This is a genomic window from Brevibacterium linens (assembly GCF_003999335.1).
GTDB lineage: Bacteria > Actinomycetota > Actinomycetes > Actinomycetales > Brevibacteriaceae > Brevibacterium > Brevibacterium linens.
Genome location: NZ_CP026734.1, coordinates 1,610,959 through 1,637,198, shown reverse-complemented (window position 1 = coordinate 1,637,198; position 26,240 = coordinate 1,610,959). Strand labels below are relative to the sequence as shown.

At 65.2% G+C, this 26,240-nt stretch carries 24 protein-coding genes; 9 read left to right on the top strand and 15 right to left on the bottom strand.

Annotated features, from left to right (window positions below; genetic code table 11):
* Positions 1-115: 115 nt before the first annotated feature.
* Positions 116-973, bottom strand: a complete 858-nt coding sequence (locus CXR29_RS07365; protein WP_101553902.1) for a PHP domain-containing protein — start codon at positions 971-973, stop codon at positions 116-118.
* Positions 974-1,051: 78 nt separating this feature from the next.
* On the opposite strand from CXR29_RS07365, the gene CXR29_RS07360 reads away from it, so the two are divergent.
* Together CXR29_RS07360 and CXR29_RS07355 are read left to right on the top strand one after the other, a co-directional pair.
* The gene (locus CXR29_RS07360) at positions 1,052-2,578 is read left to right on the top strand and encodes an aminopeptidase P family protein (RefSeq protein ID WP_101553901.1); all 1,527 of its coding nucleotides are present in this window, start codon (positions 1,052-1,054) and stop codon (positions 2,576-2,578) included.
* Positions 2,578-3,669, top strand: coding sequence for a P1 family peptidase (locus CXR29_RS07355; RefSeq protein ID WP_101593702.1), 1,092 nt, complete (start codon positions 2,578-2,580; stop codon positions 3,667-3,669). Before CXR29_RS07360 ends, CXR29_RS07355 begins: the two co-directional genes overlap by 1 nt.
* 110 nt (positions 3,670-3,779) lie before the next feature.
* On the opposite strand, the gene CXR29_RS07350 is transcribed toward CXR29_RS07355, so the two are convergent.
* The gene (locus CXR29_RS07350) at positions 3,780-5,705 is read right to left on the bottom strand and encodes a calcineurin-like phosphoesterase C-terminal domain-containing protein (RefSeq protein WP_101553899.1); all 1,926 of its coding nucleotides are present in this window, start codon (positions 5,703-5,705) and stop codon (positions 3,780-3,782) included.
* Between the two features lie 216 nt (positions 5,706-5,921).
* Here CXR29_RS07350 and CXR29_RS07345 point away from each other — a divergent pair, with 216 nt between their 5' ends.
* The 3 genes from CXR29_RS07345 (at position 5,922) to CXR29_RS07335 (ending at position 8,925) form a co-directional block, all read left to right on the top strand.
* A complete protein-coding gene (locus CXR29_RS07345; RefSeq protein WP_025776966.1) occupies positions 5,922-7,196 on the top strand; it encodes a magnesium transporter MgtE N-terminal domain-containing protein in 1,275 nt (424 codons plus the stop codon).
* A gap of 2 nt (positions 7,197-7,198) precedes the next feature.
* Positions 7,199-7,735, top strand: coding sequence for a DUF1003 domain-containing protein (locus tag CXR29_RS07340; RefSeq protein WP_025776967.1), 537 nt, complete (start codon positions 7,199-7,201; stop codon positions 7,733-7,735).
* A gap of 68 nt (positions 7,736-7,803) precedes the next feature.
* A complete protein-coding gene (locus CXR29_RS07335) occupies positions 7,804-8,925 on the top strand; it encodes an Mrp/NBP35 family ATP-binding protein (RefSeq protein WP_101553898.1) in 1,122 nt (373 codons plus the stop codon).
* A 37-nt stretch (positions 8,926-8,962) separates the two neighbouring features.
* On the opposite strand, the gene CXR29_RS07330 is transcribed toward CXR29_RS07335, so the two are convergent.
* The gene (locus tag CXR29_RS07330; RefSeq protein ID WP_025776969.1) at positions 8,963-9,418 is read right to left on the bottom strand and encodes a twin-arginine translocase TatA/TatE family subunit; all 456 of its coding nucleotides are present in this window, start codon (positions 9,416-9,418) and stop codon (positions 8,963-8,965) included.
* Between the two features lie 82 nt (positions 9,419-9,500).
* Here CXR29_RS07330 and CXR29_RS07325 point away from each other — a divergent pair, with 82 nt between their 5' ends.
* Both CXR29_RS07325 and CXR29_RS07320 read left to right on the top strand, forming a co-directional pair.
* Positions 9,501-9,833: an MGMT family protein gene (locus CXR29_RS07325; RefSeq protein WP_025776970.1), complete on the top strand. Its 333-nt coding sequence runs from the start codon at positions 9,501-9,503 to the stop codon at positions 9,831-9,833.
* Between the two features lie 36 nt (positions 9,834-9,869).
* On the top strand, positions 9,870-10,505 hold the full coding sequence (locus tag CXR29_RS07320; protein ID WP_025776971.1) for an O-methyltransferase: 636 nt from the start codon (positions 9,870-9,872) through the stop codon (positions 10,503-10,505).
* Positions 10,506-10,583: 78 nt separating this feature from the next.
* Here the strand turns inward: CXR29_RS07320 and CXR29_RS07315 are convergent, their stop codons facing one another.
* The 6 genes from CXR29_RS07315 to dapE all read right to left on the bottom strand — a co-directional run bounded on the left by CXR29_RS07315 (position 10,584) and on the right by dapE (position 15,412).
* Positions 10,584-10,754, bottom strand: coding sequence for a DUF3117 domain-containing protein (locus CXR29_RS07315; protein ID WP_064485784.1), 171 nt, complete (start codon positions 10,752-10,754; stop codon positions 10,584-10,586).
* A 174-nt stretch (positions 10,755-10,928) separates the two neighbouring features.
* Entirely contained in the window at positions 10,929-12,164 is a 1,236-nt protein-coding gene (locus CXR29_RS07310; protein WP_101553897.1) for a hypothetical protein, read from the bottom strand.
* Positions 12,161-12,457, bottom strand: coding sequence for a DivIVA domain-containing protein (locus CXR29_RS07305; protein WP_025776973.1), 297 nt, complete (start codon positions 12,455-12,457; stop codon positions 12,161-12,163). The genes CXR29_RS07310 and CXR29_RS07305 overlap by 4 nt, the downstream gene beginning before the upstream one ends.
* Positions 12,458-12,492: 35 nt before the next feature.
* The gene (folP, locus tag CXR29_RS07300) at positions 12,493-13,392 is read right to left on the bottom strand and encodes a dihydropteroate synthase (protein ID WP_240811971.1); all 900 of its coding nucleotides are present in this window, start codon (positions 13,390-13,392) and stop codon (positions 12,493-12,495) included.
* A complete protein-coding gene (locus tag CXR29_RS07295; protein ID WP_127364244.1) occupies positions 13,389-14,240 on the bottom strand; it encodes an LOG family protein in 852 nt (283 codons plus the stop codon). Before CXR29_RS07295 ends, folP begins: the two co-directional genes overlap by 4 nt.
* A 5-nt stretch (positions 14,241-14,245) precedes the next feature.
* Positions 14,246-15,412 carry a succinyl-diaminopimelate desuccinylase gene (gene dapE / locus CXR29_RS07290; RefSeq protein ID WP_101553895.1) on the bottom strand — a complete coding sequence of 389 codons (1,167 nt, stop codon included), beginning with the start codon at positions 15,410-15,412 and terminating at the stop codon, positions 14,246-14,248.
* Between the two features lie 41 nt (positions 15,413-15,453).
* On the opposite strand from dapE, the gene dapD reads away from it, so the two are divergent.
* The gene (dapD, locus tag CXR29_RS07285) at positions 15,454-16,398 is read left to right on the top strand and encodes a 2,3,4,5-tetrahydropyridine-2,6-dicarboxylate N-succinyltransferase (protein ID WP_101553894.1); all 945 of its coding nucleotides are present in this window, start codon (positions 15,454-15,456) and stop codon (positions 16,396-16,398) included.
* 459 nt (positions 16,399-16,857) lie between these two features.
* On the opposite strand, the gene CXR29_RS07280 is transcribed toward dapD, so the two are convergent.
* The 3 genes from CXR29_RS07280 to fdxA all read right to left on the bottom strand — a co-directional run bounded on the left by CXR29_RS07280 (position 16,858) and on the right by fdxA (position 19,827).
* A complete protein-coding gene (locus CXR29_RS07280; protein WP_101553893.1) occupies positions 16,858-18,141 on the bottom strand; it encodes a citrate synthase in 1,284 nt (427 codons plus the stop codon).
* A 234-nt stretch (positions 18,142-18,375) separates the two neighbouring features.
* Positions 18,376-19,497, bottom strand: coding sequence for a succinyldiaminopimelate transaminase (gene dapC, locus CXR29_RS07275; RefSeq protein ID WP_127364243.1), 1,122 nt, complete (start codon positions 19,495-19,497; stop codon positions 18,376-18,378).
* A gap of 3 nt (positions 19,498-19,500) precedes the next feature.
* Positions 19,501-19,827, bottom strand: a complete 327-nt coding sequence (gene fdxA, locus CXR29_RS07270) for a ferredoxin (RefSeq protein WP_025776980.1) — start codon at positions 19,825-19,827, stop codon at positions 19,501-19,503.
* A gap of 190 nt (positions 19,828-20,017) precedes the next feature.
* Between fdxA and CXR29_RS07265 the strand changes: the two genes are divergently transcribed.
* A complete protein-coding gene (locus tag CXR29_RS07265; protein WP_127364242.1) occupies positions 20,018-21,103 on the top strand; it encodes a GNAT family N-acetyltransferase in 1,086 nt (361 codons plus the stop codon).
* Positions 21,104-21,136: 33 nt separating this feature from the next.
* Here CXR29_RS07265 and CXR29_RS07260 read toward each other — a convergent pair whose 3' ends face one another.
* The 3 genes from CXR29_RS07260 to typA are packed head-to-tail and all read right to left on the bottom strand — an operon-like array spanning position 21,137 to position 26,231.
* A complete protein-coding gene (locus CXR29_RS07260; protein WP_241241630.1) occupies positions 21,137-22,897 on the bottom strand; it encodes a VanW family protein in 1,761 nt (586 codons plus the stop codon).
* A 48-nt stretch (positions 22,898-22,945) separates the two neighbouring features.
* Positions 22,946-24,268, bottom strand: a complete 1,323-nt coding sequence (locus tag CXR29_RS07255; protein WP_127364241.1) for a PIG-L family deacetylase — start codon at positions 24,266-24,268, stop codon at positions 22,946-22,948.
* A gap of 52 nt (positions 24,269-24,320) precedes the next feature.
* Positions 24,321-26,231, bottom strand: a complete 1,911-nt coding sequence (gene typA / locus CXR29_RS07250) for a translational GTPase TypA (protein WP_025776984.1) — start codon at positions 26,229-26,231, stop codon at positions 24,321-24,323.
* Positions 26,232-26,240: the final 9 nt, after the last annotated feature.

Here is a 26,240-nt window from a genome sequence, read left to right as displayed (position 1 = left end):
GACGAGGGGCCCGACCGAGTGGTCGGGCCCCTCGTCGATGTCGATGCGGCGCCGGTCCTGCTCGTCTTCCAGTCTGTCGGACTTCTCGCGCCCGTGGCCGGTCTGTCGTATGGGCTCAGCCCTGGATGAAGTCGACCCCACCAGGCCGTGACGCGGCGCGTTCGAGCAGCTTTGCGAGCATATGGTCGGAGGTGACGTGCTCGCCGAGACGATTGGGTTTGCCCGTGCCGTGGTAGTCGCTCGAGCCGGTGATGATGAGGTCATGCTCGTGCGCCAGCCGCCGCATCGCTTCGCGCTCCTGCGGAGGATTGTCCCGGTGGTCGACCTCGAGTCCGTCGAGGCCTGCGGCGATGAAATCGGTGATCGCCGAATCAGGGACCACCCGGCCGCGCATGGCCGCGCGCGGGTGAGCGAAGACCGAGACTCCCCCGGCTTCGCGAATGAGTCCGATCGCAGTGATCGGGTCGATCGTCGGCAGAGACACATGGTACTTTCCGTGGCTCGACAGAATCGACGTGAACGCTTCGGTGCGGGACTCGACGACACCGGCTGCCACCAGCGCATCGGCGATATGCGGACGTCCGATCGTGGCGTCTTCGCCGGAGACCGAGAGCACCGCATCCATATCAATCGGATAGTCTTCGGCCAATCTTTCGATGATGAGGTGTGTGCGGTCGAGGCGGGCCCGCCTCGTCTCCTGCACGACTTCGGCCAGACCCGTATTGTACGGGTCGTGCAGGTACGACAGAAGGTGCACGCTGATGCCCTCGTAGCGGCAGGAGATCTCCATTCCCCGCACCAGTCCGAGCCCGTAGACGCGGGCAGCATCTTCGGCAAGGGTCCAACCGGCGGTGGTGTCGTGGTCGGTGAGTCCGACGACGTCGATGCCCTCCATCGAGGCTTCTGAGATGAGTTCGGAAGGAGTCTGGGTCCCGTCCGAGAATGCGGTGTGCACATGGAGATCGATGACCATGGTCACAGTGTATCTGCATCTGTCGTTCCGACTTCCACATGTGCACTCCATGTCACTCCACCCGTCTAGACTGGCGGTATGACAGAGCACAATTCAGAACTCCCAGACTCGACACAGGACCTCGCAGACCGCGTGAACAATCGCTCGCATCGACCGAATTCCACCGCCTTCCGCGACTTCGTCGCCTCCGGTTGGCATCGCACACCTCTCGATGCCGAGGCTCTCGCCGCCGCCGGTTTCACCCCGGCACGCCGCGACGCCGTCTCGGCAGCCTTCCCCGGTGAGCGGCTCGTCGTTCCCGCCGGCGGACTCAAGGTCCGCTCGAACGACACCGACTACCGTTTCCGTGCCCATTCCGCGTTCATCCATCTCACCGGCCTGGAGGCCGATTCCGAGCCCGACGCCGTTCTCGTCTTCGAACCCGAGGGCGACGGCCACGACGTGACATTGTACTTCCGTCCTCGAGCCGGCGCCGACACCGAAGAGTTCTTCTCCGATTCCCGCTACGGCGAATATTGGGTCGGACCCCGCGCCGACCTCGAGGCCATGTCCCTCATGACCGGCATCGCCACGGCGAACTCCGCCACCGTCGATGACGCCATCACGAAAGACCTCGGTGCCATCTCCGTCCGCCTCGTCCGTCAGGCCGACACTCGCATCGACGGAGTCATCGACCTCGCTCGCACCCAGGTCCAGGCCGATCTCGAGACGTCCGAGGCCGGAGATGCGGAACTGGCCCAGATGCTCTCCGAGCTGCGCCTGATCAAGGACGACCACGAGATCGCCCAGCTGCGCGAAGCCGTCGCCATCACCCGAGCCGGATTCGACAATGTGGTGGCATCGCTGCCGACCGCACTCGGACACCGCCGGGGAGAACGAATCGTCGAAACCGCGTTCGAAACCGCTGCCCGCTCCGACGGCAATGGGGTCGGCTATGACACGATCGCCGCCTCGGGCAACAATGCCTGCACACTGCACTGGATCCGCAACAACGGCCAGGTCCGGGACGGTGACCTCATCCTCGTCGACGCCGGAGCCGAAGCGGATTCGCTCTACACAGCGGACATCACGCGCACCCTGCCCGTCTCAGGGACATTCAGTCAGGTGCAGGCGAAGATCTACGATGCCGTACTCGAAGCCTCCGACGCCGCTTTCGCCGTGGCCGCCGAACACACCGACCGTCCCGTGAAGTTCCGAGAGGTCCACGAGGCGGCCATGGAGGTCATCGCGACGCGTCTCGAAGAGTTCGGCGTGCTGCCGGTCTCCGCCGCCGTTTCGCTGTCGCCGGAAGGACAGCAGCACCGCCGGTGGATGGTCCACGGCACCAGCCACCACCTCGGCCTCGACGTCCATGACTGCGCGCAGGCGAGAGCGGAGATGTACCTGGACGCCACCATCGAGCCGGGAATGATCTTCACCATCGAACCCGGACTGTACTTCAAGTCCGATGACCTGCTGCTGCCCGAGGAGTTCCGCGGCAATGGTGTCCGCATCGAGGACGACGTGCTCGTCACCGCCGACGGAGTGGAGAATCTCTCCGCCGACTTCCCCCGCACCCGAACCGAGGTCGAAGCCTGGGTGCAGGGACGGCACCAGGACCGCTGATGACCCCGGGTGCCGCTCGCAGGCCGGGTTGGGACGCATGCTCCGGCCCGGTCCGCGGGCGCGGAATCCTCGAGATCCCCGGCATGCGCCTCGGTCATGCCGGTGAGCTCACCGACGCCCGCCTGACCGGGATCACCACTGTGCTGCCCCCACCCGGGTCGACCATCGGCGTCGATGTCCGCGGCGGCGGTCCCGCCACCCGTGAGACCGATGTCATCGCGCCGGGAACACACTCCTACGGTGCCGATGCCATCGTCCTCACCGGCGGCTCCGCGTTCGGCTTGGGCGCCGTATCCGGTGTCGTCGACACCCTCGCCGAGGCGGGACTCGGGTTCCCCGCTCCCGGACTGGCCGATACGGTCATTCCGCTCGTTCCCGCGGCCGCGATCTACGATCTCGGCCGCGGGGACGGTTCCCTCGCCCCGCCGCAGCCGGACGAGGGCACACAGGCGACACGCGCGGCGCTCTCCGGCCGAACGGGCGAAGTCCGAGGCAGCATCGGAGCAGGTACAGGAGCTCGGTCCGGGTTTCAGACCCTGCGGGGAGGACTCGGTTCCTTCGCCGTCCGTCTGCCCAGCGGGACCACTGTCGCGGCTCTTGTGGCAGCGAATTCGCTGGGGACGATCGGCACACCGTCGGGCGGTCTGTGGTTGGACCCGCTGCTGCGCTCAGTCGGTCTCGATCTGCCCACGGTCCACGGACTTCCCGCCGCACCGTCACCGGGTTCGGGATCCTCGGCGAAGAACACGACGATCGCGATCATCGCCACCGACGCGCGACTCGATCCGGCCCAGACCACACGGATGGCCTCGGGAGCACATGCCGGCATCTCGCGAGCCGTGCAGCCTTCGCACACTCTCTTCGACGGCGATACGGTCTTCGGCATCGCCACCGGAGCCCAGGATCTGCCCACCAACCGTGACGCCGCTACCCGAGAGCTCGTGATGATCTCCGCTGCGGCGGCCGATGCGCTGAGCTTGGCGATCCTCGACGCCCATGCTTCGGCGACCCCCGTCGACGGCGCTTGGGGACAGCCGCCGACGCTGAGCGAGATCGCACCGGATTTCAGCTCGGAGTTCACCGCACTCTGATCACGGAGACGGGGCCCGCCGTTCGGCGGGCCCCGCTCCTCTCAGTTCTCCGCAGCTCGCAGACATCGTCATCCGTCTGCCGCGCTGAGCTTCAGCTCCTTCTTCAGCGCTCAGTCGTTGCGAGCCGACTGAGCCTCGTCGGAGTCGAGACCCGACGGGTCCCGGACTTCCTTCTTCTGCTGGGCGTCGAAGCCGTCCTGAGGCAGCAGCTTCTGCGATTCGGCCTTCGCCGCAGCCTCGTCCTCGACCACGGTGAACCGGACCGTCTGCGTGAAGTCACGACCGTAGCGATCGGTTCCGGTCACCTCGGCGGTGTGCGTGCCCAGATCGAGATCCGACGGGATCGCGGTCCGCCACAGATGCGAGCTCGACCGGCCCACATTGCCCGACGTCCGCAGGTTCTGCGAGGCCGTGTACGGATCGGTGTATTCCCAGCCCTTGGCCAAGGCTTCGCCCTTGCCCGGCTGAGTGTGCTCGGACCGCTTCGGCGCCTTGCCGTCGAAGCTGACCTCCACGCGGGCGTCTGCGGTGCCGGCGAGGAAGCTCGAGGTCAGCCAGGTCTCGCCCTGCCTGAGGTCATCGCGGGTGACGACGCGTTCGGACACCGCCTCCGGGGCATCGCCTTCCCTGTCCGCGTCCTGCCACTCCTGCGCCTTCTGCGCCCAATCGCGCCACTCGGGCGAATTCACTCCGAGCAGCAGCTGGTGATCTTCGGACTCGCCTCGCACGGTGTAGCGTTCGCTGCGCGAGCTACCGTCGTATTCGAGGGTGAGCACGCCCGGCTCCGACGCGTCCTGGGTGAATGCGTACGGCAGTCCGTCGGCATTGAGCCCGCCGGAGTACCAGTCTCCGGAGACGGCGCCGGCCACGATCTGTGTATTCGGCAGCTTCTCGATCCCGGCCGCGGCCCATTCCTTCCGCGTCTGACCTGCCACGAGGTTCTCCTGAGTGTGCGTGTGTCCGCCCACGGTCACGGCGTTCGGGTAGTCGGCGATGACGTCGTAGAAGTCCTTCGCATTGTCGACGACGACGTCTTTGTGCGTGAGGATGGGCGCATGGGTGGCGATGACGACCTGAGCGTTCCGCGGAACGTTCTGCAGATCGTTCTCCAGCCAGGTCAGCTGCTCCTGACTGATCTTCTCCTTGTACTTCTTCCGGTTCGCCTTGCCCTCGTACTCGATGCTGTCGAGGACGACGAAGTGGGTCTTGCCGACCTCGTAGGAGAAGTACGAGGGCCCGAACTGGTCGCGGAAGGTGTCGAGGGCGTGCGAGTCATCGACCGCGTCGTAGTCCTGATCGTGGTTGCCCGGTGCCACTCGCACGGGGCCATTCATCTGCGAGTAGATGTCTCGCAGTTCGTCATTGAGGCTGAGGTCGTCACCGACGTTGTCGCCGAGCAGAAGCACGCCACACGCCCCGTAGTCGCTGCGATCGGCGAGGTCGCCGACGGCACCGTCGCGGGCATAGCCCATCTCGGTCGTGTCATACGCCTGGGTATCGGCGGCGATCGGGCAGTTCTGGTCGTCCTGCGCCGAAGCCTGCGACTCGATCATCGGGAAGTTCACGGCCTTCGGTGTCTCACCGGTCGGTTCGATGCCTCCGAACTCGAGGTCTCCGGAGCCTTCCGGCAGATGGTTGTAGCTGAACTGTGCGATCATGTCCTCATCGACGGGCACCTGCCATCCGGCGGGCTGAGTGATCGAGACGGTCATGTTCTCTCGCACGGGCAGCGCGTAGCGTCCGTCTCCGTCCGTGAGGACGACGTCGACTCCGTTGCTCACCGCGACGCCGGAGACGCCCTCCTCATCACCGTCGAGCTTCGAGTTCTCATTGACGTCGTCGAAGACCTGACCGGTGAACTTCTGCGGGTCGGCGGCCTTGCCGCGGTCGACCTGGACGTGGCCCTCGTAGAGTTCGGCCGGAGCGTCCGCTGCCACCGCCTCCGTCGGTGAGAGAAGCGGGGCGAAGAGCGAGAGCGCGGCGCAGGCCCCCAAACCTGCGGCGGCGGTGCGCGGGCGGATTCGTCGTGTCTGCATGGATTTCTCCTGTATTCGACTGTGGCGGGTTCTGCCGAGAGATGACCCTAGGGAGATGGGGCGACAACGAGATGAAGCAGTTAGGACGGCTTGATGAATAGGAGAAGAGTCCGGATGGAACCCGACGCCCGCTGCGTCCACCTGCAGCGGATGTGATCTGGATTCAATTCCTGGAAGCGACCACTGAAATCTCCACGCACCACGTAGTCTGAGACCATGAGTGGTCCACCGAAAAGAGTCTTCGTCGCTCGACTCGTCTCCGCCCCCGTGTTCGACCCTCTCGGAGATCAGGTCGGCCGTGTCCGCGACGCCGTTCTCGTCTACCGTGCGACGATGCGGCAGTCCCCTCGAGTCATCGGCCTCGTCGTCGAGGTGCCGGGACGGCGCCGTGTCTTCGTGCCGATGGGCCGGGTCACCGCAATCGACTCCGGGCAGGTCATCACCACCGGTCTGGTGAATATGCGGCGCTTCGAGCAGCGCGAGTCCGAGACCTTGGTGATGAACGATCTGCTCGACCGGCGTCTGCGCCTGCGGGAGGACAACTCACCAGTGCTCATCGAAGATGTCGGTATCGAACAGCAGGTGAACAAGGACTGGGAGGTCACCCGACTGTTCGTGCGGCGCGTGCCCGAACGCAGCGCCTTCGCCGCGTTCCGCCGCCGTGGTGAGACCAAGCAGATCGACTGGACGGACGCCGACCATCCGGTGGATTCCGAGGTCGACCAGGAAGCCACCCAGCTCATCGCCGCCTATCAGGACACGAAGCCTGCCGACCTCGCCGATGTGCTCTTCGAGATGAACTCGTCCCGCCGCCTGCAGGTCGCCCGTGCCCTCGATGACGAACGCCTCGCCGATGTCGTCGAGGAGCTGCCGGCCGAGACCCAGATCGAGATCCTCGCGGGACTCGAGACCGAACGAGCCGTGACCGTGCTCGAGGAGATGGCGCCCGATGACGCGGCTGACCTCCTCGGCGAGCTCAGTGATGATCAGGCCGAACGGTTCCTGACGCTGATGGAGCCCGATGAGGCCGAAGATGTGCGGACGCTTCTGGCCTACGATGACGACACTGCGGGCGGTCTGATGACGACCGAACCGGTGATCCTGACCCCGGAGGCCACGGTCGCCGAGGCGCTGGCCCATGTGCGTCGGGAAGACCTGCCGGCGGCCCTGGCCGCAGCGGTCTTCGTCTGCCGTCAGCCCGTGGAGACTCCGACGGGCAAGTATCTGGGTCTCGTCCACATCCAGGAGATGCTGCGCCATCCGCCGCACGAGGCGGTCGGCATCATGCTCGACACCGAGGTCGAACCTCTGTCGCCGGAGACTCCCCTCGGTGAGGTGGCGAAGCTGTTGGCCGCGTACAATCTGGTGTCGGTGCCGATCACCGATGACAATGATCGCCTCGTCGGTGTGGTCACCGTCGATGACGTCCTCGACGAGCTTCTGCCCGAGGACTGGCGAACCACCGGTCGTGACGATCGCAGCAGGGGGTAGAGATGGCCGTCGATGATTTCGAGATCCCGAGGTCGAGCAAACGCCGACTGCCGAGCTTCACCGTCTCCCCCGAGACCTTCGGCCGCGGGGCCGAAGCCTTTGCCCGGTTCATGGGCACTCCGGCGTTCCTCGTCGGGATGACGGTCTTCTGTGCCGTGTGGCTGCTGTGGAACACCCTGCTGCCCGAGTCGTGGCAGTTCGACCCGAGGTCGCTGAACTTCACTCTGCTGACCCTCATCCTCTCCCTGCAGGCTTCCTACGCAGCCCCGCTGATCCTGCTCGCGGAGAACCGCAGCACCGACCGGGACCGCGTCGAGTTCGAACACGATCGGCAGCGTGCCGAACGCAACCTCGCCGACACCGAGTACCTGGCACGGGAGGTCGCGGCGCTGCGCATCGCCATGCGTGAGGTCGCCACCCGCGACTTCATCCGCTCGGAGCTCAAAGATCTGCTCAAGGAGCTGGAAGAGGAGAAGCAGGACGGCGACGTCGATTCCCGACCCTCCGAACAGCGGCGAGGCGGCCCTCGCGGCGGATGACGAGACGACCGCCGATAGGTAGTGTTGAAGGCCCGGGAGCACGGACCCGGGAACGAAAGGACGTGGGTATGACTGGTCCCTCTGTGGACGCTGTGAGACAGGCGCTGACCGGGGTCATCGACCCGGAGATCCGCCGCAGCATCGTCGAACTCGACATGGTCGAATCGATCGGCATCGACGGCGGCAAGGTCACCGTCACGGTTCTCCTCACGATCGCCGGGTGCCCGCTGAAGGACACGATCACCAAGGACACGGAGGCCGCGGTGGCCCGGGTCGACGGAGTCACCGAGGTGGCTGTCGTGCTGGGGACGATGAGCCCCGAACAGCGCAAGGCGATGAAGGAGAAGCTGCAGGGCTCCGGCACCCGCGATATTCCGTTCAACCGTCCTGAGTCTCTGACCAAGGTCTATGCCGTTGCGTCCGGAAAGGGCGGAGTCGGCAAATCCTCGGTGACGGCGAACCTCGCCGTGTCCCTGGCGGAGAAGGGTCTGCGCGTCGGCGTCGTCGATGCCGACATCTACGGCTTCTCCATCCCCGGCATGCTCGGTCTCTCCGGTAAGCCGACCCGAGTCGATGAGATGATCCTGCCGCAGGTCGCCCATGACGTGAAGGTGATGAGCATCGGCATGTTCGTCCCTGCGAGCCAGGCTGTCGTCTGGCGCGGTCCGATGCTCCATCGCGCCCTGCAGCAGTTCCTCACGGATGTGTTCTGGGGCGACCTCGACGTGCTGCTGCTCGATCTGCCTCCCGGCACAGGTGACATTGCCATCTCCGTGGCACAGCTGCTGCCCGCATCCGAACTCCTCGTCGTCACCACACCGCAGTCAGCGGCCGCACAGGTCGCCGAACGCGCCGGATCCATCGCCACGCAGACGAAGCAGACGCTGGCGGGAGTCATCGAGAACATGTCGTGGATGGAGATGCCCGACGGCACTCGAATGGAGGTGTTCGGCTCCGGCGGAGGTGCCAGCGTGGCCGAGAACCTCACCGCCACCCTCGAACACGAGGTTCCGCTGCTCGCTCAGATTCCCTTGGACACTCGTCTGCGGGAAGGATCGGACGCGGGCACCCCGGTCGTGCTCGGCAGCCCCGATTCGCCTGCGGCGCAGGCTTTCGACTCTCTCGCTGAGTCGCTCAAGCGACGCACTCGGGGCCTGTCCGGCAGATCTCTGGGCCTGAGCCCGGTGTGAGTCGGTGTCGCTGCGGTGCTGTTCGATGGCCCCGGGTTCAGGTGGCTTCGGGGTCGAACGGCGCCGCGTCGGCACGGTCGCGCAGGGTGACCTGGGCCTGGAACCGTTCGATGGGTGACTTCTCCCGGGCAGGGGTCGCCTCGGTGTCGGTCTGAGTCGACGTCACAGCGCCTGCGGACTCAGCGGGCGACGTTTCCTGAGTGGAACGTTCCTGACGCTTGGACTCGCGGATGGCCGCGTCCTCTTCGACGAGGGCCTCACGCACGATCCGGCGCGGATCGTACTGACGCGGGTCGAGCTTCTGCCAGTCCACGTCCTTGAAGTCGTCGCCGAAATCGCGTCGGACGCTGTCCTTCGCGCCTTCGGCCATGCGACGCATCTGTCGCACGAGGTCCCGCAGCTTCTGAGCGTATTCGGGCAGGCGTTTGGGTCCGATGACGACCAAGGCCACAACGACCAGAATCACCATTTCGGTGCCGTTGATACCGAACATGGTCTCAAGTCTACCGTGGACGGCGGTAGCATCGACTCATGGTCAGCACAGGTTCGACAATCCGATCCCGCCGGGAGGTGCAGTGGACGAGATAGCCGTCGAACGGGTGCTGCGCATCGTCGAGCTCGTTCCCGCCGCTCGTGTCGTCGCCTACGGCACGGTCGGCGCAGTCGCCGACTGCTCACCCCGCTACGTCGGTCGGGTGATGCGGGAATTCGGGTCGAACGTCACGTGGTGGCGAGTCGTCGATGCGACCGGTCTCCTGCCGCCCGAGATCTTCGCTCGAGCCCGCACCCACTGGGACGACGAAGGCACCGCCCATACGCATGAGCGCGTCGAACGCTCGGCGTTCCTCGACGTCGACGAACTCGATCAGCTGTGGCGCACCCACGGAATCGAACCCGGATGCGGTTAGACTTGGGAAGACTCAGCACCAGAAGGGAGGGGCCGGTTGGCACGCGAAAATGCAGGTGATCTCACCTTCTCGGAACAGTTCAACGGTCCCGATCCGCTGCTCGACGCCGCTCGCACCCATTCACATGAGTTCGGGATCGGCCCGGTCTCCCAGACCACGGCGAAGACCCTGACTCTCCTGGCCCGCCTCCTCACGCCGGTCGCGGCTGTCGAAGTCGGCACCGGCGTCGGAACCTCGACCCTGTCGCTGCTGCGCGGCATGCCCAACGCCGGGATACTGACGTCGATCGACACGAATTCCACGACCCAGAGCGCCGCACGGGATCTCGTCGACATGGCCGGGATCAGACCTGGTCGGCTGCGTCTGATGAGCGGCCGTGCCGAAGAGGTGCTCAAACGACTCGCCCCGTCGGCCTATGACATGGTCTTCATCGACGTGGAGCCGGGCAGTTTGGAGAGGATGATCGAGCCCTCCCTGCGTCTGCTCGACGCTCAGGGCCTGTTGGTCATCCACAAGACCCTCCTCAAAGGCGCTGTCGCAGATCCCGTCGATCGCAGTCCTCGCACCCAGGCTGCGCGCAGCATGCTCAACCGCATCGCAGAACAGGAGAACCTCGAACGGGTGCTGCTGCCCATCGGCGAAGGGCTGCTGCTTCTGCAGAAGGCCCGGTGAAACGAGCACAGCAGAGACTTACAGGTAAGTCTCTGCTGTTCGTGAGTGTCCGCTCGGCCGTGTGCTGCGGCCGTCGGCTCAGAGCCCCAGTGTCTGGGCGAGAGTGTCGTGGAGTCCGGTGGCTTCGTCTCTGCTGAGTTCGATCACCAGGCGACCGCCGCCTTCGACTGGAAGCCGCATCACCATGCTTCGGCCTTCTTCGGTCACTTCCAGAGGTCCGTCGCCGGTGCGGGGTTTCTGGGCTGCCATATGGGCTCTTCCTTCCGTTGTCATGCAAAGACGGTTCACACCAGGTGGACCGAATGATGTACGTACGATTATTCCATGATCCGCGCGTTCCCGGTAACTCTTCGCAACTCTTCGACCCTGTGGGCAGTCGCGGCGCGGATCGGCTGACGGTCACGGAGGCAGGTCAGCTGGAGATCACGGAGGCAGGTCGGCGGGCGGAGTGAAGTGCCACAGATAAGCGACCCACACGATCTGAAGCAGGATATAGGCCACCAGCATCGCGGCCCGATACCCTCGTGAGCGCACCAGCGCCAGCGTCAGCGCCATCGGAAACAGCGGCAGCAGCAGACGCAGGGTGGAGGTCTGGGGATTGAAGAAGATGAGCAGATACAGCCCGTAGCCGAGGCAGAACAGCTGCAGCGTCCGCCCCATATGCGCTCCCGCCGGTGAGAAGATCAGGGCGAGCATTCCGGCGATGACGATGACGAGCAGCACCGGCCCGAGCGGACCGATGAGGCTGATCGACCTTGCCACCCACTGGACGACGAACGTGGTCTCGCCGGTGTGCCAGGCCGCCTCGGTGTCGGTATAGGCCGTCAGCGATCCGGTCGCCCACCACGCGTGGATCGGGTGGATGAGTGCCGCCGCGCACGAGGCCACGCCCAGCGTCCAGGACCGGACCACCTCGCCGGTCGGATACGGATCGCTGCGGCGGCGAAGGAAGCGGTCGATGAGGTGGAAGAGCATGAAGAACGAGAACGCGACGCCGATCGGCCGCGACAGATCCATGAAGGTCACGACCGGGATCGCGGTGAGATAGCGTCGCTCGACGACGAGGAAGAGCGCCATCACCTGCAGCAGAAGAGTCAGAGATTCGGCATATCCGGTGGAGAAGATCGCGGCCGGCGGGAAGAACATGACAAGAGCCAGTCCCATCAGCGCCTGACCGGCATCGACGTATTTGCGGAAGAGGTGGAGAATGACGATCGAGGCCAGACCCGCGGCGATCGTGGACACGATCGGCGAGATGACCTCGTAGCTCAGCCCGGTGAGGTCGGAGACAGTGGCCACGATCGAGGGATGCAGCGGATAGAACGCCCATTGGTTCTCCGCGACAGCTCCGGACTCGTCGAGCGGCAGCACGCGAGGATACCCTTCGTCGGCGACGCGACCGTACCAGCCGCCGTCCCAGAAGTTGAGGAAGTCATTGAGCGTCGTCGTCACCGGCGACGATGACCAGTTCGCCGGGTCCTGACGTTTGAGGACCGCGGCGAAGATCGACATGCTCACGACGCGGGAGACGAAGTACACGGATACCGCCTGCAGCCACACGGGCAGGCTCATGAACAGAGCGCTGAAGCGGCTGAAGCGGGAGGAGTCGAAGACTTCGGGGGCGAGGGTGATTCCGGGCAGGTCTGCAGGGCGACTCATCGTGGTCCGGCAGCCGTTTCCGGTCCGTCAGAAGCAGCTGCGGATTCGAGTTCGCTCAGGCGTGCGCGTAGCATCGCCATGGCCTCGTCGACGTCTTCCATGCGGTAGCCGCGCAGTGCGGGCCGAAATCGCACCGACTCCAGGTCCTCGACGGTGAACTCCGCAGGCAGTCCGGTCCAGCGCTCTTCGGCCTCGTCGACGGTTTCGGAAGAGAAAGCGTTGAAGGTCGCCGCGACGACGAAAACGAGGACGAAGACCGCGGCCGCGACACCGATGACAATCCACAGAGGCATACCCTCATTTTCGCATAGGCGCCTGCGCGGAATGTTCAGCGCAGGCCGCGCACGGTGTGTTTCGGTGCGCCTTGACCGGTGATCGCCGCGGTCACCTCGATCGCGTCGGCAGTGGCTCTCACGTCGTGGGTGCGGATCAGTGCCGCTCCCTTCTCGATGGCCAGCGCGGTGGCGGCGATCGTCCCGTACAGTCGATCCTGTGGACCGACCTCGCCGATGGCCTCTCCCACGAAATCCTTCCGTGAGATCGCCAGCAGAACCGGGTAGCCGGTGGCGGTGAACCGTTCGAGTTCGCGCAGCAGCCGCAGCGAATGGTAGGTGTTCTTCCCGAAGTCCGGGGTGGGGTCGATGATGATCCTGTCCTCGCGGACCCCTGCTGCCAGGGCCGCCTCGGCGAGCTCGATAACGCCGGAGACGGTGGAGTCGACGACGTCACCTGCCTGCAGACCATAGCGGTTGCGGTGGGCGTCGGTGCGCGGATCCAATCCGCCTGTGTGGGAGCAGACGATGCCGACATCATTCCGGGCGGCCACCTCGGCGAGCTTCGGGTCGACCCCTGCCCAGGTGTCATTGAGCAGTCCCGCGCCGGCCCTGCAGGCGGCCTCGGCCACCTCATGGCGCCAGGTGTCGACACTGATGAGCACGTGCGGATGGGACCGTGCCACGGCGTCGATGGTCGGGCACACGCGGTCGATCTCCTCGGCCGCGGAGATCCCCCGACCGCGGCCGGCACGCACCCCTCCGATATCGACGATCTGAGCACCGGCGGAGGTGGCGGACTCCACTGCGGCGATCGCCGCATCGAGGGTGGCGGCAGATTCGTAGAAGGAATCGGTGGTGCGGTTGATCACGGCCATGATCGCCGGGGTGCCGGGCCGGGCGCGGGCCAGTTCGAACCGTTCGGCCTCCGGCTGGCCGGTGGCGTCGCCCCTCACGGTCGGCCGTTCGCAGGTGAGAACACCGCGGAGGTCGTGCCGTGTCCCGGTCCGATCGCGGCAACGACTTCGTCGATGTCGTCGGTGAGCGTGAACATGTTCAGGTCCGCTTCGCTGATCGTCCCCGCGGCCAGAAGGGTGTTCTGCATCCAATCGACGAGCCCGCTCCAGTAGTCAGTGCCGACGAGCACGATGGGGAATGACGTGATCTTGCCGGTCTGGACCATGGTGAAGGCCTCGAACAGCTCGTCGAGTGTGCCCAGGCCGCCGGGCATGAGGACGAATCCGCGCGAGTATTTGAGGAACATGGTCTTGCGGACGAAGAAGTAGCGGAAGTTCACGCCGAGTTCGACGTGCTCGTTGAGTCCGGTCTCGAAGGGCAGCTCGATGCCCAGCCCGATGGACACTCCCCCGCCCTCGCAGGCTCCGCGGTTGCCGGCCTCCATGATTCCGGGTCCCCCGCCGGTGATGATCGCGTTGCCGTTCTCCGCGAGGCGGCGGGCGATCTCTCGGGTGTCCGCATACGCCCGGGTGCCGGCTTTCAGACGGGCGGATCCGAAGATCGACACGGCCGGTCCGATCTCGGCCAGCGAGCCGAATCCTTCGACGAACTCGGCTTGGATGCGCATGACGCGCCACGGGTCCTCATGCACCCAGTCGGTGCCGGACTTCGATTCGAGGAGACGCTGGTCCGTCGTCGTCTCCGGCACCTGGTCACCGCTGAGACGCAGCGGGCCCTTGCTGTAGTAGCCCGGCTCGCCGGTGGGGGCATCTGCCGAATCACCTGCGGAGTCACCGGTCGGATCGCCTGCCGGGTCTCCGGTCGAATCGTCTGTCGATCTGGTCATCTCATTCACCGGCCCTGAAGGTAGCGGCGCAGAGTTGCGGTGGCCTGTTCCACCTCGGCGACTCTCACATGCTCATCCGACTTGTGAGCATACAGCGGGTTGCCGGGACCGAAATTCACCGCCGGAACTCCGAGTGCGCTGAATCGGGACACATCGGTCCAGCCCAGTTTCGGGGCCGGGGACAGTCCGAGCGTGTCGATGAAGTCCTGGGCGATGTCCCTGTCGAGTCCGGGGCGCGCACCTTCTGCGGCATCGGTGACGACGACGTCGAATCCGGTGAAGAACTCGCGCAGGAAGGACTCCGCCTCGGCGGCGGACTTGCTCGGAGCGAAGCGGTAGTTCACGGAGACGACGCATTCGTCGGGCACGACGTTGCCGGCGACTCCCCCGCGGATGTTCACTGCGGACAGGGATTCGCGGTAGTCGAGGCCGTCGACCGTGACGGTGTCGGTCTCGAATTCGGCGAGCCTGGTGAGCACCTCGGCGGCGGAGTGGATGGCGTTGACGCCCATGAATGCCCGTGCCGAGTGGGCGCGGACTCCGGTGGTGGTGACGTCGACGCGGATGGTTCCGTTGCAGCCGCCTTCGACGGAGGCGTTCGAGGGTTCGCCGAGGATCGCGAAGTCTCCGGTGAGCCAATCGGGATGATTGCGGGAGACGCGGCCGAGCCCGTTGAGTGAGGCATCGACCTCTTCGTGGTCGTAGAAGACCCAGCTGACGTCCCGATTCGGTGCGGTCAGTGCGGCTGCCGTGGCCAGCTGCATCGCCACTCCGGCCTTCATGTCGCAGGCGCCCCGACCCCAGACGACCTCATCAGCGGGGTAGTTCTCTCCGGTCATATGGGTGCGCACAGGTGGAAGATTGTCTTCGACGGGAACAGTGTCGAGGTGACCGGCGACGACGATGCGTTCGGCCAGGCCGAGGTTCGTGCGCGCGACGATGGTGTCTCCGTCGCGGAGGATCTCCAGATCCGGCCCCGGCCCTGCGCTGATCCTCTCCAGCACGTCGACGACGGCATCGGCGAGGACGGTTTCGTTCCCGGACACGGATTCGACGGCGCACAGACGACCGGTGAGTTCGGCCGGGTCGCCCAGTGCGACGAACAGATATTCACCGAGGTCTCCGGCGGGCGCGAATATGGCATCAGTCTCAGCAGATGGATCGACAGTCATGTCTCTTAGCCTAGTACGGCGCCACCGTCTAGGCTTGAGGCATGACAGAACGCATTGTTTCCGCACGTGGACTCGCCACGATCCATTCCGATACCGTCCTCTCCGTCTGGTACCCCGCCTTGAGCAGCGGTGATACCCATGACACGGCCGAGGCGGCCGCCACCGCCCGCGCCGCCGATGACGGACTCGACGCGCTGGTGGGCACTGATGAGGCCCGCGGCACCCGTTCCGAGGTCGTCACGACCACGATCGATCTCGACGCCGGTCCCGCCTCGGCGGCCGATGCCTACCTGCGTCTGCACGCACTGTCCCACCGCGTCGTGACACCCAACGACGTCAACCTCGACGGCATCTTCGGTCATATCGCCAATGTCGTGTGGACCTCCTTCGGCGCCTGCTCGCCCGAGGACTTCGAGGCCACTCGCGCCAAACTGCTCGCCCGCGGTCCCGTCGCCGTCTACGGGCTCGACAAGTTCCCGCGGATGACGGACTTCGTCATCCCCTCCGGTGTGCGCATCGCCGATGCCGACCGTGTCCGTCTCGGCGCTCACCTGGCTCCCGGCACCACTGTCATGCACGAAGGCTTCGTGAACTTCAACGCCGGCACCCTCGGTTCTGCCATGGTCGAGGGCCGCATCTCGCAGGGCGTCGTCGTCGGCGACGGATCGGACATCGGCGGCGGAGCCTCGATCATGGGCACGCTCTCCGGCGGCGGCACTCACCGCATCTCCATCGGCTCGGGCAGCCTGCTGGGTGCGAATGCCGGAGTCGGCATCTCCATCGGCGACGACTGCATCGTCGAAGCGGGCCTCTACATCACCGCAGGCACCCGCGTGACGGTCCCCGGCGAAGGCGATGCCGTGGTCAAGGCCGCCGAGCTCAGCGGGAAGAACAACATCCTCTTCCGCCGCAACTCCGTCACCGGCACCGTCGAGGCGATCGCCCGCGACTCCAAGGGCATCGAGCTCAACCCCGACCTGCACTGATCGGCAGGCTGGCCGTTCGCAGCGACACCGCGCCGCGGCACTGCGGCTGAGGGCGCGTTCACATCATGTGGACGCGCCCTCAGCGCATTCACTCCTCGCCGACGCCAGGCATCCCACGTCGTCGGTTCTTCGCCGGGAAGCCCCGCATCACCCACCCGTACTTGCATACCACCGTGTTCCTGCAGGTGGATGTGACACGAAGGATGATGGATGCGTCAGTATCTGTAGGACAAGCCTCCTGCGACGCGAAGTGGCACTACCGGTGGGGGATGGAGAAAGAGCGGCTGCACGAGCCCGAGCAAAGAGCGCCTGCACGAGACCGAGCCGAGAATGCGCAACGGCGTCGGACAGAAGATTCTGCTCCGACGCCGTTGCGTGGGCTCGACGACACATGCGCCGAGGTGGGGCTCGACCGTCCGTTGTCACGTCGCTGACGTGTGGCCGGCTGAGCTGAAGGACTCAGCGTTCGCTGATGTCCGTGTAGTTCCGGTTGTATTCGCCTGTGTAGATCTGGCGAGGACGGCCGATCTTCGTCTCGGGGTCCTTGATCATCTCGCGCCACTGAGCGATCCAGCCGGGCAGACGACCGACCGAGAACAGCACGGTGAACATATTCGTCGGGAAGCCGAGGGCCTTGTAGATGAGACCCGTGTAGAAGTCGACGTTCGGGTAGAGCTTGCGCTCGACGAAGTAGTCGTCGGCCAGCGCGATCTCCTCGAGCTGCTGAGCAAGCTCGAGCAGCGGGTCGCCGCCGGAGCGGGCGAGAACCTCGTCGGCCGTCTTCTTGATGATCTTCGCGCGCGGATCGTAGTTCTTGTACACGCGGTGACCGAAGCCCATGAGACGAACGCCGTCTTCCTTGTTCTTCACGCGCTCCATGAACTTCTTCGGTCCGTCATCGGAGGCCGCGATCTGCTCGAGCATCTCGAGCACGGCGGAGTTCGCGCCGCCGTGCAGCGGTCCGGCCAAGGCGTTGACTCCGGCCGAGATCGACTGGAACACGTTGGCCTGCGAGGAGCCGACGAGACGAACCGTCGAGGTCGAGCAGTTCTGCTCGTGATCGGCGTGGAGGATGAACAGCTGATCCATGGCCTTGACAGCCAGCGGATCCGGTTCGTATTCCTCAGCGGGAACGCCGAAGTTCACGCGCAGGAAGTTCTCCACCAGGCTCAGCGAGTTGTCCGGGTGGATGACCGGCAGCCCCATGTTCTTCCGATGCGCGAGAGCTGCGATGGTCGGCATCTTCGCGAGCAGACGGAATGACGACGTGTCGATCTGATCTTCGTCAAAGACATCGAGGTCATCTTGGTAGAACGTCGACAAAGCCGCGACGGCGGCTGCAACCATAGGCATCGGATGAGCGTCGTACGGGAACGCACGGAAGAAGCGTCGCAGGTCCTCGTGGACGATGGTGTGTCCGCGCAGGCGAGCGTCGAAGGCGTCGTACTGTTCCTGCGTCGGCAGCTCACCATAGATGAGGAGGTAGCAGACTTCGACGAAGTTCGACTGTTCCGCGAGCTGTTCGATCGGGTACCCGCGGTACTGCAGCTCACCGTTGTCACCATCGATGTAGGTGATGGACGACGAGGTGGCTGCGGTGTTGGCAAACCCTGGATCGTATGTGACCGCGCCGGTCTCTTTCAGCAGAGAGCCGATACGGTATCCGTTGTTGCCCGCCGTTGCTGACACCTCGGGCAGTGTCAGCTCCGTATCAGCGATCCTGAGGTTCGCCTCCGAAGTCATTCGATCTCCTCACCGTTGACCGACCCCAAGAACTTCCTGAGGTGTTTTGCACAGTTCTTTCAAAGACTACCGACAACTGCGGGAATCAGAAAATCACTGCACGCTTCTTATACTGGTCGGTAATATTTCTGACCAGGTAAAATAACAGTTTTTTGGCCTGCACGAAGTCTTAGCGGTGCCTTAGCGGACGCTCGGAAACCGGTGGTTCACAAGCGCCGTACCCCACCCCCGCAATCATTGTACGGCGGCCCGAAGACGCTCGGCCGCGGACCGGATACGTTCGTCGGTGGCGGTCAGCGCAATTCGCACATGGTCGGCAGCCGCCGATCCGTAGAACTCACCGGGACCTGCGACGATGCCGAGTTCGGCGAGGTCAGCCAGGGACTGCCAGCAGTTCTTGTCTGCTGTCGACCACAGGTAGAGACCCGCGGTCGAATGATCGATGCGGAATCCGAACTCCTCGAGCCCAGTTCGCAGCTGCTCGCGCCGCGCCCGGTAGGTCTCCTTCTGCGCCAGCACGTGTTCCGTGTCGCGCAGTCCGGCGACCATGGCCTCCTGGATCGGGAAGGGCACGATCATGCCTGCGTGTTTGCGCGAGCGGGTGAGATCCGAGATGAGCTCGGCATCGCCGGCGACGAACGCCGCTCGATAGCCGGCGAGATTCGACTGCTTCGACATCGAGTACACGCTCAGCACGCCGGCGTTCGACTCCCCCGCGGCTGCAAGCACACTCGGTGCCGGCTCATCGGATTCCCAGTTGAGCAGTCCGTAGCATTCGTCCGACGCCACGACGACTCCGGCGGCGCGAGCACGGCGAACCACCTCGGCGAGGGTGCCGACGTCGAGGACCTCACCCGTCGGATTGCTCGGGGTGTTGATCCACAGCAGACCGATGCCGTCCAACGAGACTCCGTCGACGACCTGAGCGGCATCGATGCGGCGGCATTCGACACCCGCGATGGTCGCCCCCATCTCATAGGTCGGGTACGCGGCGGAGGGACAGGCGACGGCGAGCCCGCGTTCGCGCAGCCCCAACAGAGTGGGCAGCCAGGCGACGAGCTCCTTCGAGCCGACGGTCGGCAGGATTTCGGCAGCGGGGTCGAGGTCCACCGAATGCCAGTTCTCATACCACCAGGCGATGGCTTCACGCAGCTGCGCCGTTCCGGCGGTCGTCGGGTAGCCGTGCGCATCTCCGGCCTCCGACAGGGCACGACGGATCACTTCGGGGGTGGGGTCGACGGGCGTGCCGATGGACAGGTCGCACACTCCGTCGGGATGCTCGGCGGCCCGGTTGCGGTATTTCGTGAGTCGGTCCCAGGGGTAGTCCGGGAGGTTGAGTCCGAAGGTGTTCGTCATCGGTCAGTCGTCGTGGTTCTGCGGCGGCAGGGCGGAGATGATCGGGTGGTCCTTGCCGGTGTTGCCGAGCTTCGCGGCGCCGCCGGGCGAACCGAGGTCGTCGAAGAATTCGACATTGGCCTTGTAGTACTCTTCCCATTCATCGGGCACATCGTCTTCGTAGAAGATGGCTTCGACGGGGCACACGGGTTCGCACGCGCCGCAGTCGACGCATTCGTCGGGGTGGATGTACAGGCTGCGTTCGCCCTCGTAGATGCAGTCGACGGGACATTCGTCGATGCAGGCCTTGTCCTTGAGGTCGACACAGGGCTGGGCAATGATGTACGTCACTGGGCTGACTCCTCGAAAGACTCACAGATGGTGCGCATATGCCTCCCACAATACGCCTCCGGGGGATTCCTGTGCTCACCGGTCTCAGGTGATTCGCATTGCATCTGACATCGCCGCTGCTGACTGCGCCCGACCGGGGCGAGCGTGTCATAGGGTGGGAGGGCATCAATTTCGCGGAGGAAGGCCAGACGTGGACGATCTGCAGCCCGGCAGACGAGTGGTCGTGCGGTATTCGCTCGACCCCGGTGACACCCATTCGACGTCCGATGCCCTCGGCGTCGTCACAGCCGTCGACGAGGCGGGACTCGAGATCGATACCAAGCGCGGCCCCCTGCGCATCGCCCGTGCCCAGATCCTCCTCGTCCACGAGGTGCCCCCGGCTCCCACCAAAGCCGGACGCACCCACGAGATCGTCTCCGCCGTTGATCTGCGGCGCATCTCCGCGGCCGCCTGGCTGCCCCGCGATGTGTCCTGGCTGCATGTGGAGAACCTGCGCAACGAAGGCACCGAGGCGGCCGCCGAGGTCAGCCTGCTGCAGAAGGGCTGGCTGCTGCGCCATTCGGAGTCCGCGACCCGCCGAGCCAATTCGTGCCTGCCCATCTCCGACACCGGTCTCGGGTGGGAACAGGGGCTCGACGCCGTCGAGGAGTGGTATCGGACCCGAGGCGAGCCCAGTCGCATTCAGATCTATTCGGCCGACGATTCCGCCGCGCTGGCTCCCGAGTGCGAAGGGCTCGCTCCCCTGCTCTCGGCCCGCGGCTACACCCCTTCAGAGGCGACCCTGCTGCTCACCGGCGCCACGAGCGAGGCCGCCGGTGGTGTGTCTTCCCCCGCCGAGGCAGCCGCTGCCGGTCTGCTCATCGACGTGAACGATGCGCCGACCTCCGAACACTTCGCCGCGTGGACGTCGCAGCGCAGCCCCGGTGAAGCACCGGGTTCGGCTGAGGCGTTCACGACACTCATCGAAGCCGATCAGCCGTGTGAGTTCGTCACCGCCTATGCCGAGCATCCCGATGGCTCCCGGACCATGGTTGCGGCCTGCAGAGTGGTCGAGCGCAGCAAATGGGGAGTCATCACCAACCTCATCACCCGTCCCGATCTGCGACGACGCGGTGCCGGGCGTTCAGTTGCCGCAGCTGCGGCGGCGCTGCTGTCTCAGCGCGGGGTTCGGTCCTACCTCGTCGACATCGAGTCGAGCAATGAGGCGTCGTTGAACCTCTTCGCCTCTCTCGGCGCGACTGTCCGACATCGGTCCTGGTACGCCGCAGCCCGCTGACCGGTCAGCCGGCCGGAATTCTGAAGCGAGGGCTCACCCCTTGCATTCGACCTTCTTCACCGGCCGGTAGACCGTGGTGAATCCGTCCTGTGTGGTCTGCCCCGAACTGATGTCCTTCATGGTCCGGGTGATCCGGATCGACCAGCCGCCCTTGGGCGACTGCGGAGTGCACGACGGTCCGCTTTCGGTGATCGACCCCGGTGAGGTGTGGTTGAACCGGTCCGAGGCGTCGGCCGACACATCGTACTTCTTGACGCCGAAGACCTTCGCATGCACCTCTCCGTCCTTGAGATACATGTCGAGAACGACCGGAGTCTTCGAGTTGTTCGTGAACTTCATATCGATCGAGGACCAGTCGAGGGTCGACTCCCGGCCTTCCGGGTATCGGGAGATATAGCGCGAATGCGCCTGATGCTCGTCGAGGTCGAATCCGGCGAAGAACGCGGCGTTGAACAGTGTCGTCGACACCTGTGAGACGCCGCCGCCGTAGTCCTCCTTCATCTGCCCATTCGAGATCACGCCGGCAGGTTTGTAGCCGTTGGCCGCTGTGCGCTGGCCCAGTGCTTCGTTGAGGGAGAACTGCTCGCCGGGTTGGAGCACGGTGCCGGAGACCTTCTTCGAGGCTACCCGCAGGTTGGTATCGCGGTTGGGCTCGGAACTGTACCCGGTGGAGAAGTGAGACACGGTGTCGGAGACATCTGCCTTCTTCGCATCTTTCGTCGTGAACTCGGGTTCGACGGAGGCCAGGGTGACGCTCGGCTTGTCCTCTTCGCCGTTGATGGCGTCGGTGACTGCGCCGGTGAGCTCCTTGGCCTTGATGCCGATTCCGTCACGAGAGGGCACGACCTCGGGTCTGCCGTCCTTGATCTCGAAACTCGCATCTTCGGCCGGTCGCCCGATGTCCTTGTTCGCGGCCAGCACGGACTTCTGCAGAGCCTCCTGATCGAAGACGGGTTTGAGCTTCGAGTCCGCGGCTTCGAATGTCAGAGTCTTCGCAATGGTCTTCGGGGATACTGTGAGGTCACCCCCCTTGACTTCGGAGTCCGCATCCTTCCCAGGCTTCGCCGTGATCGTGAGGTCCTTGCTCACGGCGTCTTTCGCGAATCCGTCGGCCATGTCTTCGGCTTCGGCCGTGGTGATCTCGGGATCGACGCGCGTCGGGCTGACCGGCAGAGCATCCTCGGTGCGCAGCCAGTGTTCGTCGACGGCGGTGCGCACGGCGGCGGAGTCGACGGTCTGGCCCTTCGTGCCGTCCGTGACCTTCGGTGTGGTCTTGTCGAACTCGAGTTCGGCGTCTGTCGGTTCGACGGCCAGTGATTCGGCGACCTTCGCCGCTGCCTTGTCGAACTTCTCCTCATCGACCTTGATGTCGGGGTCGACGTCGTCATCACCGAAGAGCCGGTGCCAGATGACGGTGGGATCGAGGCTGAAGCCGGTGACGCGATCGACGGTGGCTTCTGCGTCGACGGTGATTCCGGCCTCCTCCGGGTCGAGCTCCGCGGTCGGCTCGCCCGCCTTGAAGACGATGCTTTTCTCTGCGTCATCGCGCAGATCATTGCGCAGGGTGTTCTCGGCTTCCGTCGCGGACTTCCCGCCGATGTCGACTCCGGCCACGGTCGTGCCCGGTGCCAGCACACGTCCGCTGAAGAAGCCGATCACCACATAGATGGCGGCAAGCACGAGAACGGCCAGGAGAATGAAGGGCCAGATCTTCTTCGTCCGGGCATCCCTGCGGGACGGGTCGGGCCCGCCGGGGTTCGAAGGTCCATCGGACAAGGTGTTGGTCGGCATCATTCTCCCGAGGGTGTCGATATCGACTGATTCGCTGCGGTTCGGACGAGTCTAGCGAGTGCGATCGCGCCGGCGCACGTTGATGAAGGAGAAGACAGCGGCCAGGACCATCGGTCCGAGCAGCCACACAACGGAACGCAGCAGACCGGTGACGATCATATCGGCGCCGGGCAGCCATTTCGGCTGGCCGAAGACGAAGGACAGCACGGCGATGATGACGGCAGCCAGAAGCATCGGGGCGCTGCTGCGGTACATCGTCTTCAGGTGCCACAGGCCCGCCGCGGCCAGGGCCAGCGCCAGCGCGAGTCCCCACGGCACGATGATCGGGGTCGCACCGACATCGACGACAGTGACGTTGAGGTGCTGCATGGTGCCGAGGAAGGCGATGAGCAGTCCGAGGACGGCAGCGTGGAAGTAGGCGACGATTCCGGGCTTCCGCGGCTCGCGACGACGTCGGGCAGGCGCGGCCGCTGCCGCGCTCTCCTGGGCGTCGACCGCGGCGATGTCGAGTCCGGTGAGCACGTGCGGGGCCGGTCCGGCGGTCAGCATCTCGGACGGGATCGGAGTCCCTGCACCGATCGAGTAGTATTCGCGATCGCCGATCTTCTGGCCGACACCGTTCGACAGGGCGAAGAAGTCGCCGGACACGCTCACCTGGGTGCGATGGGCCGCGAGTGCCGCCCGTTTGGACGGCAACGCCGAGGCGACGTCCTGGTCGACGACGATCTGGCCGACCGGAGGTTTGGCGGGGATCGTCTCGGCGGCGACGAAACCTGTGGCGGCGAACCCGTCCTGGTCGGGGTCGAACGAACGGCGGGCCACCTCGGTGGGGGTATCGACGCACAAGAGCCGACCGGCCCGCCACTCGGCGAGGTCGACGGCCAGACTCGTGGCCTCGTGCACGCGCACATGATCGGGGTGGCCGTAGCCCCCGTTGGCGGCGTAGGTGATGACCGCATGCGGTTCGAAGGCATCGATGACGGCGGCGATGTGTCGGGCTACGGTCGTGATATCAGCTGCGCACAGTGCGTTGTCGGTCATCGATGCCGCTGGTCGGGCGTGCCCGTCCGATCCCCATTCCATGCCCGAATCCTCGAAGGTGCGCGTGGTCCCGCCGAGGAAGGTGTGCATGCGCACCCCGAGGGCGCGCATCGCCTCGGCGATCTCCTGCTCGCGGACCCGGGCGAGACCGGCACGGTCACCCTCGAGCTGCTTCAGCTCTGCCGGGATGACCTCGCCGCCCTCGCCGCGGGTGGCGGTGAGCACCATGACCTCGGCACCTTCGGAGACCAACGCGGCGATCGTGCCGCCCGTCGTGATCGTCTCATCGTCGGGATGAGCGTGCACGAGGAGGACGCGTGGCGTAACAGTCATTGGTTCCTGGGTGCTCGAGGTCATTCGGTGCTGCCGGATCAAGGAGTCCGGTTCAGGCGTTCTGGCGACGCAGCTTCGCGTAGAGCTTGGCGCGTTCCTTCTGATCGAGTTCGACCTTGCGGATGCGGATGGCACCCGGGGTGACCTCGACGCATTCGTCCTCACGGGCGAATTCGAGGCTCTCCTCGAGGGTCAGCTTGCGCGGCGGGGTGAGGTTCTCGAAGCTGTCCGCCGATGCCGAACGCATGTTCGTCAGCTTCTTCTCCTTCGTGATGTTGACGTCCATGTCGTCGGCGCGGGAGTTCTCGCCCACGATCTGGCCCTCATAGACCTCGGAGGTCGGTTCGACGAAGAAGGTACCGCGGTCCTGCAGGTTGATCATCGCATACGGGGTCACGGATCCGGCGCGGTCGGCCACGAGAGAGCCGTTGATCCGGAACTCGATGTTGCCGGCCCACGGTCCGTAACCGGCCGAGATCGTGTTCGCGATTCCGGTGCCGCGGGTCTCGGTGAGGAACCGAGTGCGGAAGCCGATGAGGCCGCGGGCGGGAACCTTGAACTCCATCCGCACCCAGCCGGTGCCGTGGTTCGTCATCGTCGACATGACGCCCTTGCGGGCAGCCAGCAGCTGGGTCACGGCGCCGAGGTAGTCCTCCGGCACGTCGACCGTGAGCTCTTCGAAGGGTTCGTGGACCTTGCCGTCGACCTGCTTGGTCACGACCTGAGGTTTGCCGACCGTGAGCTCGAATCCTTCACGGCGCATCTGCTCGACGAGGATGGCCAGAGCCAGCTCACCGCGCCCCTGGACCTCCCAGGCGTCAGGGCGTTCGGTCGGAACCACCTTGAGCGAGACGTTGCCGACGAGCTCCTGGTCGAGGCGGTCCTTGACCATGCGGGCGGTGACCTTCGTGTTCTTCTCACGGCCGGCCAGCGGGGAGGTGTTGATGCCCACGGTCATCGAGATCGCCGGATCGTCGATGACGATCGCCGGCATCGGCTTCGGGTTGTCGATGTCGGTGAGCGTGTCACCGATCATGATGTCGGGAATGCCGGCGACGGCGACGATGTCACCGGCCGAAGCCTCGGTGGCGGGCACGCGGTCGAGGCCCTGAGTTTCGAGCAGTTCGGTGATCTTCACCGAGCTGATCTCGTCACCGCGGGCCCAGGCGACCTGCTGCCCCTTCTTCAGGGTGCCGCCGAAGATGCGCAGCAGCGCCAGACGGCCGAGGAACGGTGAGGCGTCGAGGTTCGTGACATGCGCCTGGAGGATGCCGTCCGAGTTGATCTCCGGTGCCGGGATCGTCTCGAGGATCGTCTTGAACAGCGGCTCGAGGTCGGGGTTGTCCGGGACCGCTCCATCGGCGGGCTGTTCGAGGGAGGCGGCACCTGCCTTCGCGGCGGCGAAGACGACGGGCACGTCGAGAACGGAGTCGACATCGAGGTCGGGCACTTCGTCGGCGAGGTCGGAGGCCAGTCCCAGGAGCAGGTCCTGGGCTTCCTCGACGACTCCGTCGATGCGGGCGTCGGCCCGGTCGGTTTTGTTGATCACGAGGATGACGGGCAGCTTCGCGGCCAGCGTCTTGCGCAGGACGAAGCGGGTCTGCGGCAGCGGACCTTCCGATGCGTCGACGAGGAGGACGACGCCGTCGACCATGGACAGTCCGCGTTCGACCTCTCCGCCGAAGTCGGCGTGGCCCGGAGTGTCGATGACGTTGATGACGATGGGGTCATCGCCGGCCGAGGGGCCGTTGTAGAGGACGGAGGTGTTCTTCGCGAGAATGGTGATGCCCTTCTCGCGTTCGAGGTCGCCTGAATCCATGACGCGTTCGGCGAAGTCGCCGTGTTCGCTGAACACACCGGTCTGCCGGAGCATGGCATCGACCAGCGTGGTCTTGCCGTGGTCGACGTGTGCGACGATTGCTACGTTTCGGCGGTTGTCCCGTCGTGTGATGGCTTCAGTCATCAAGAACCT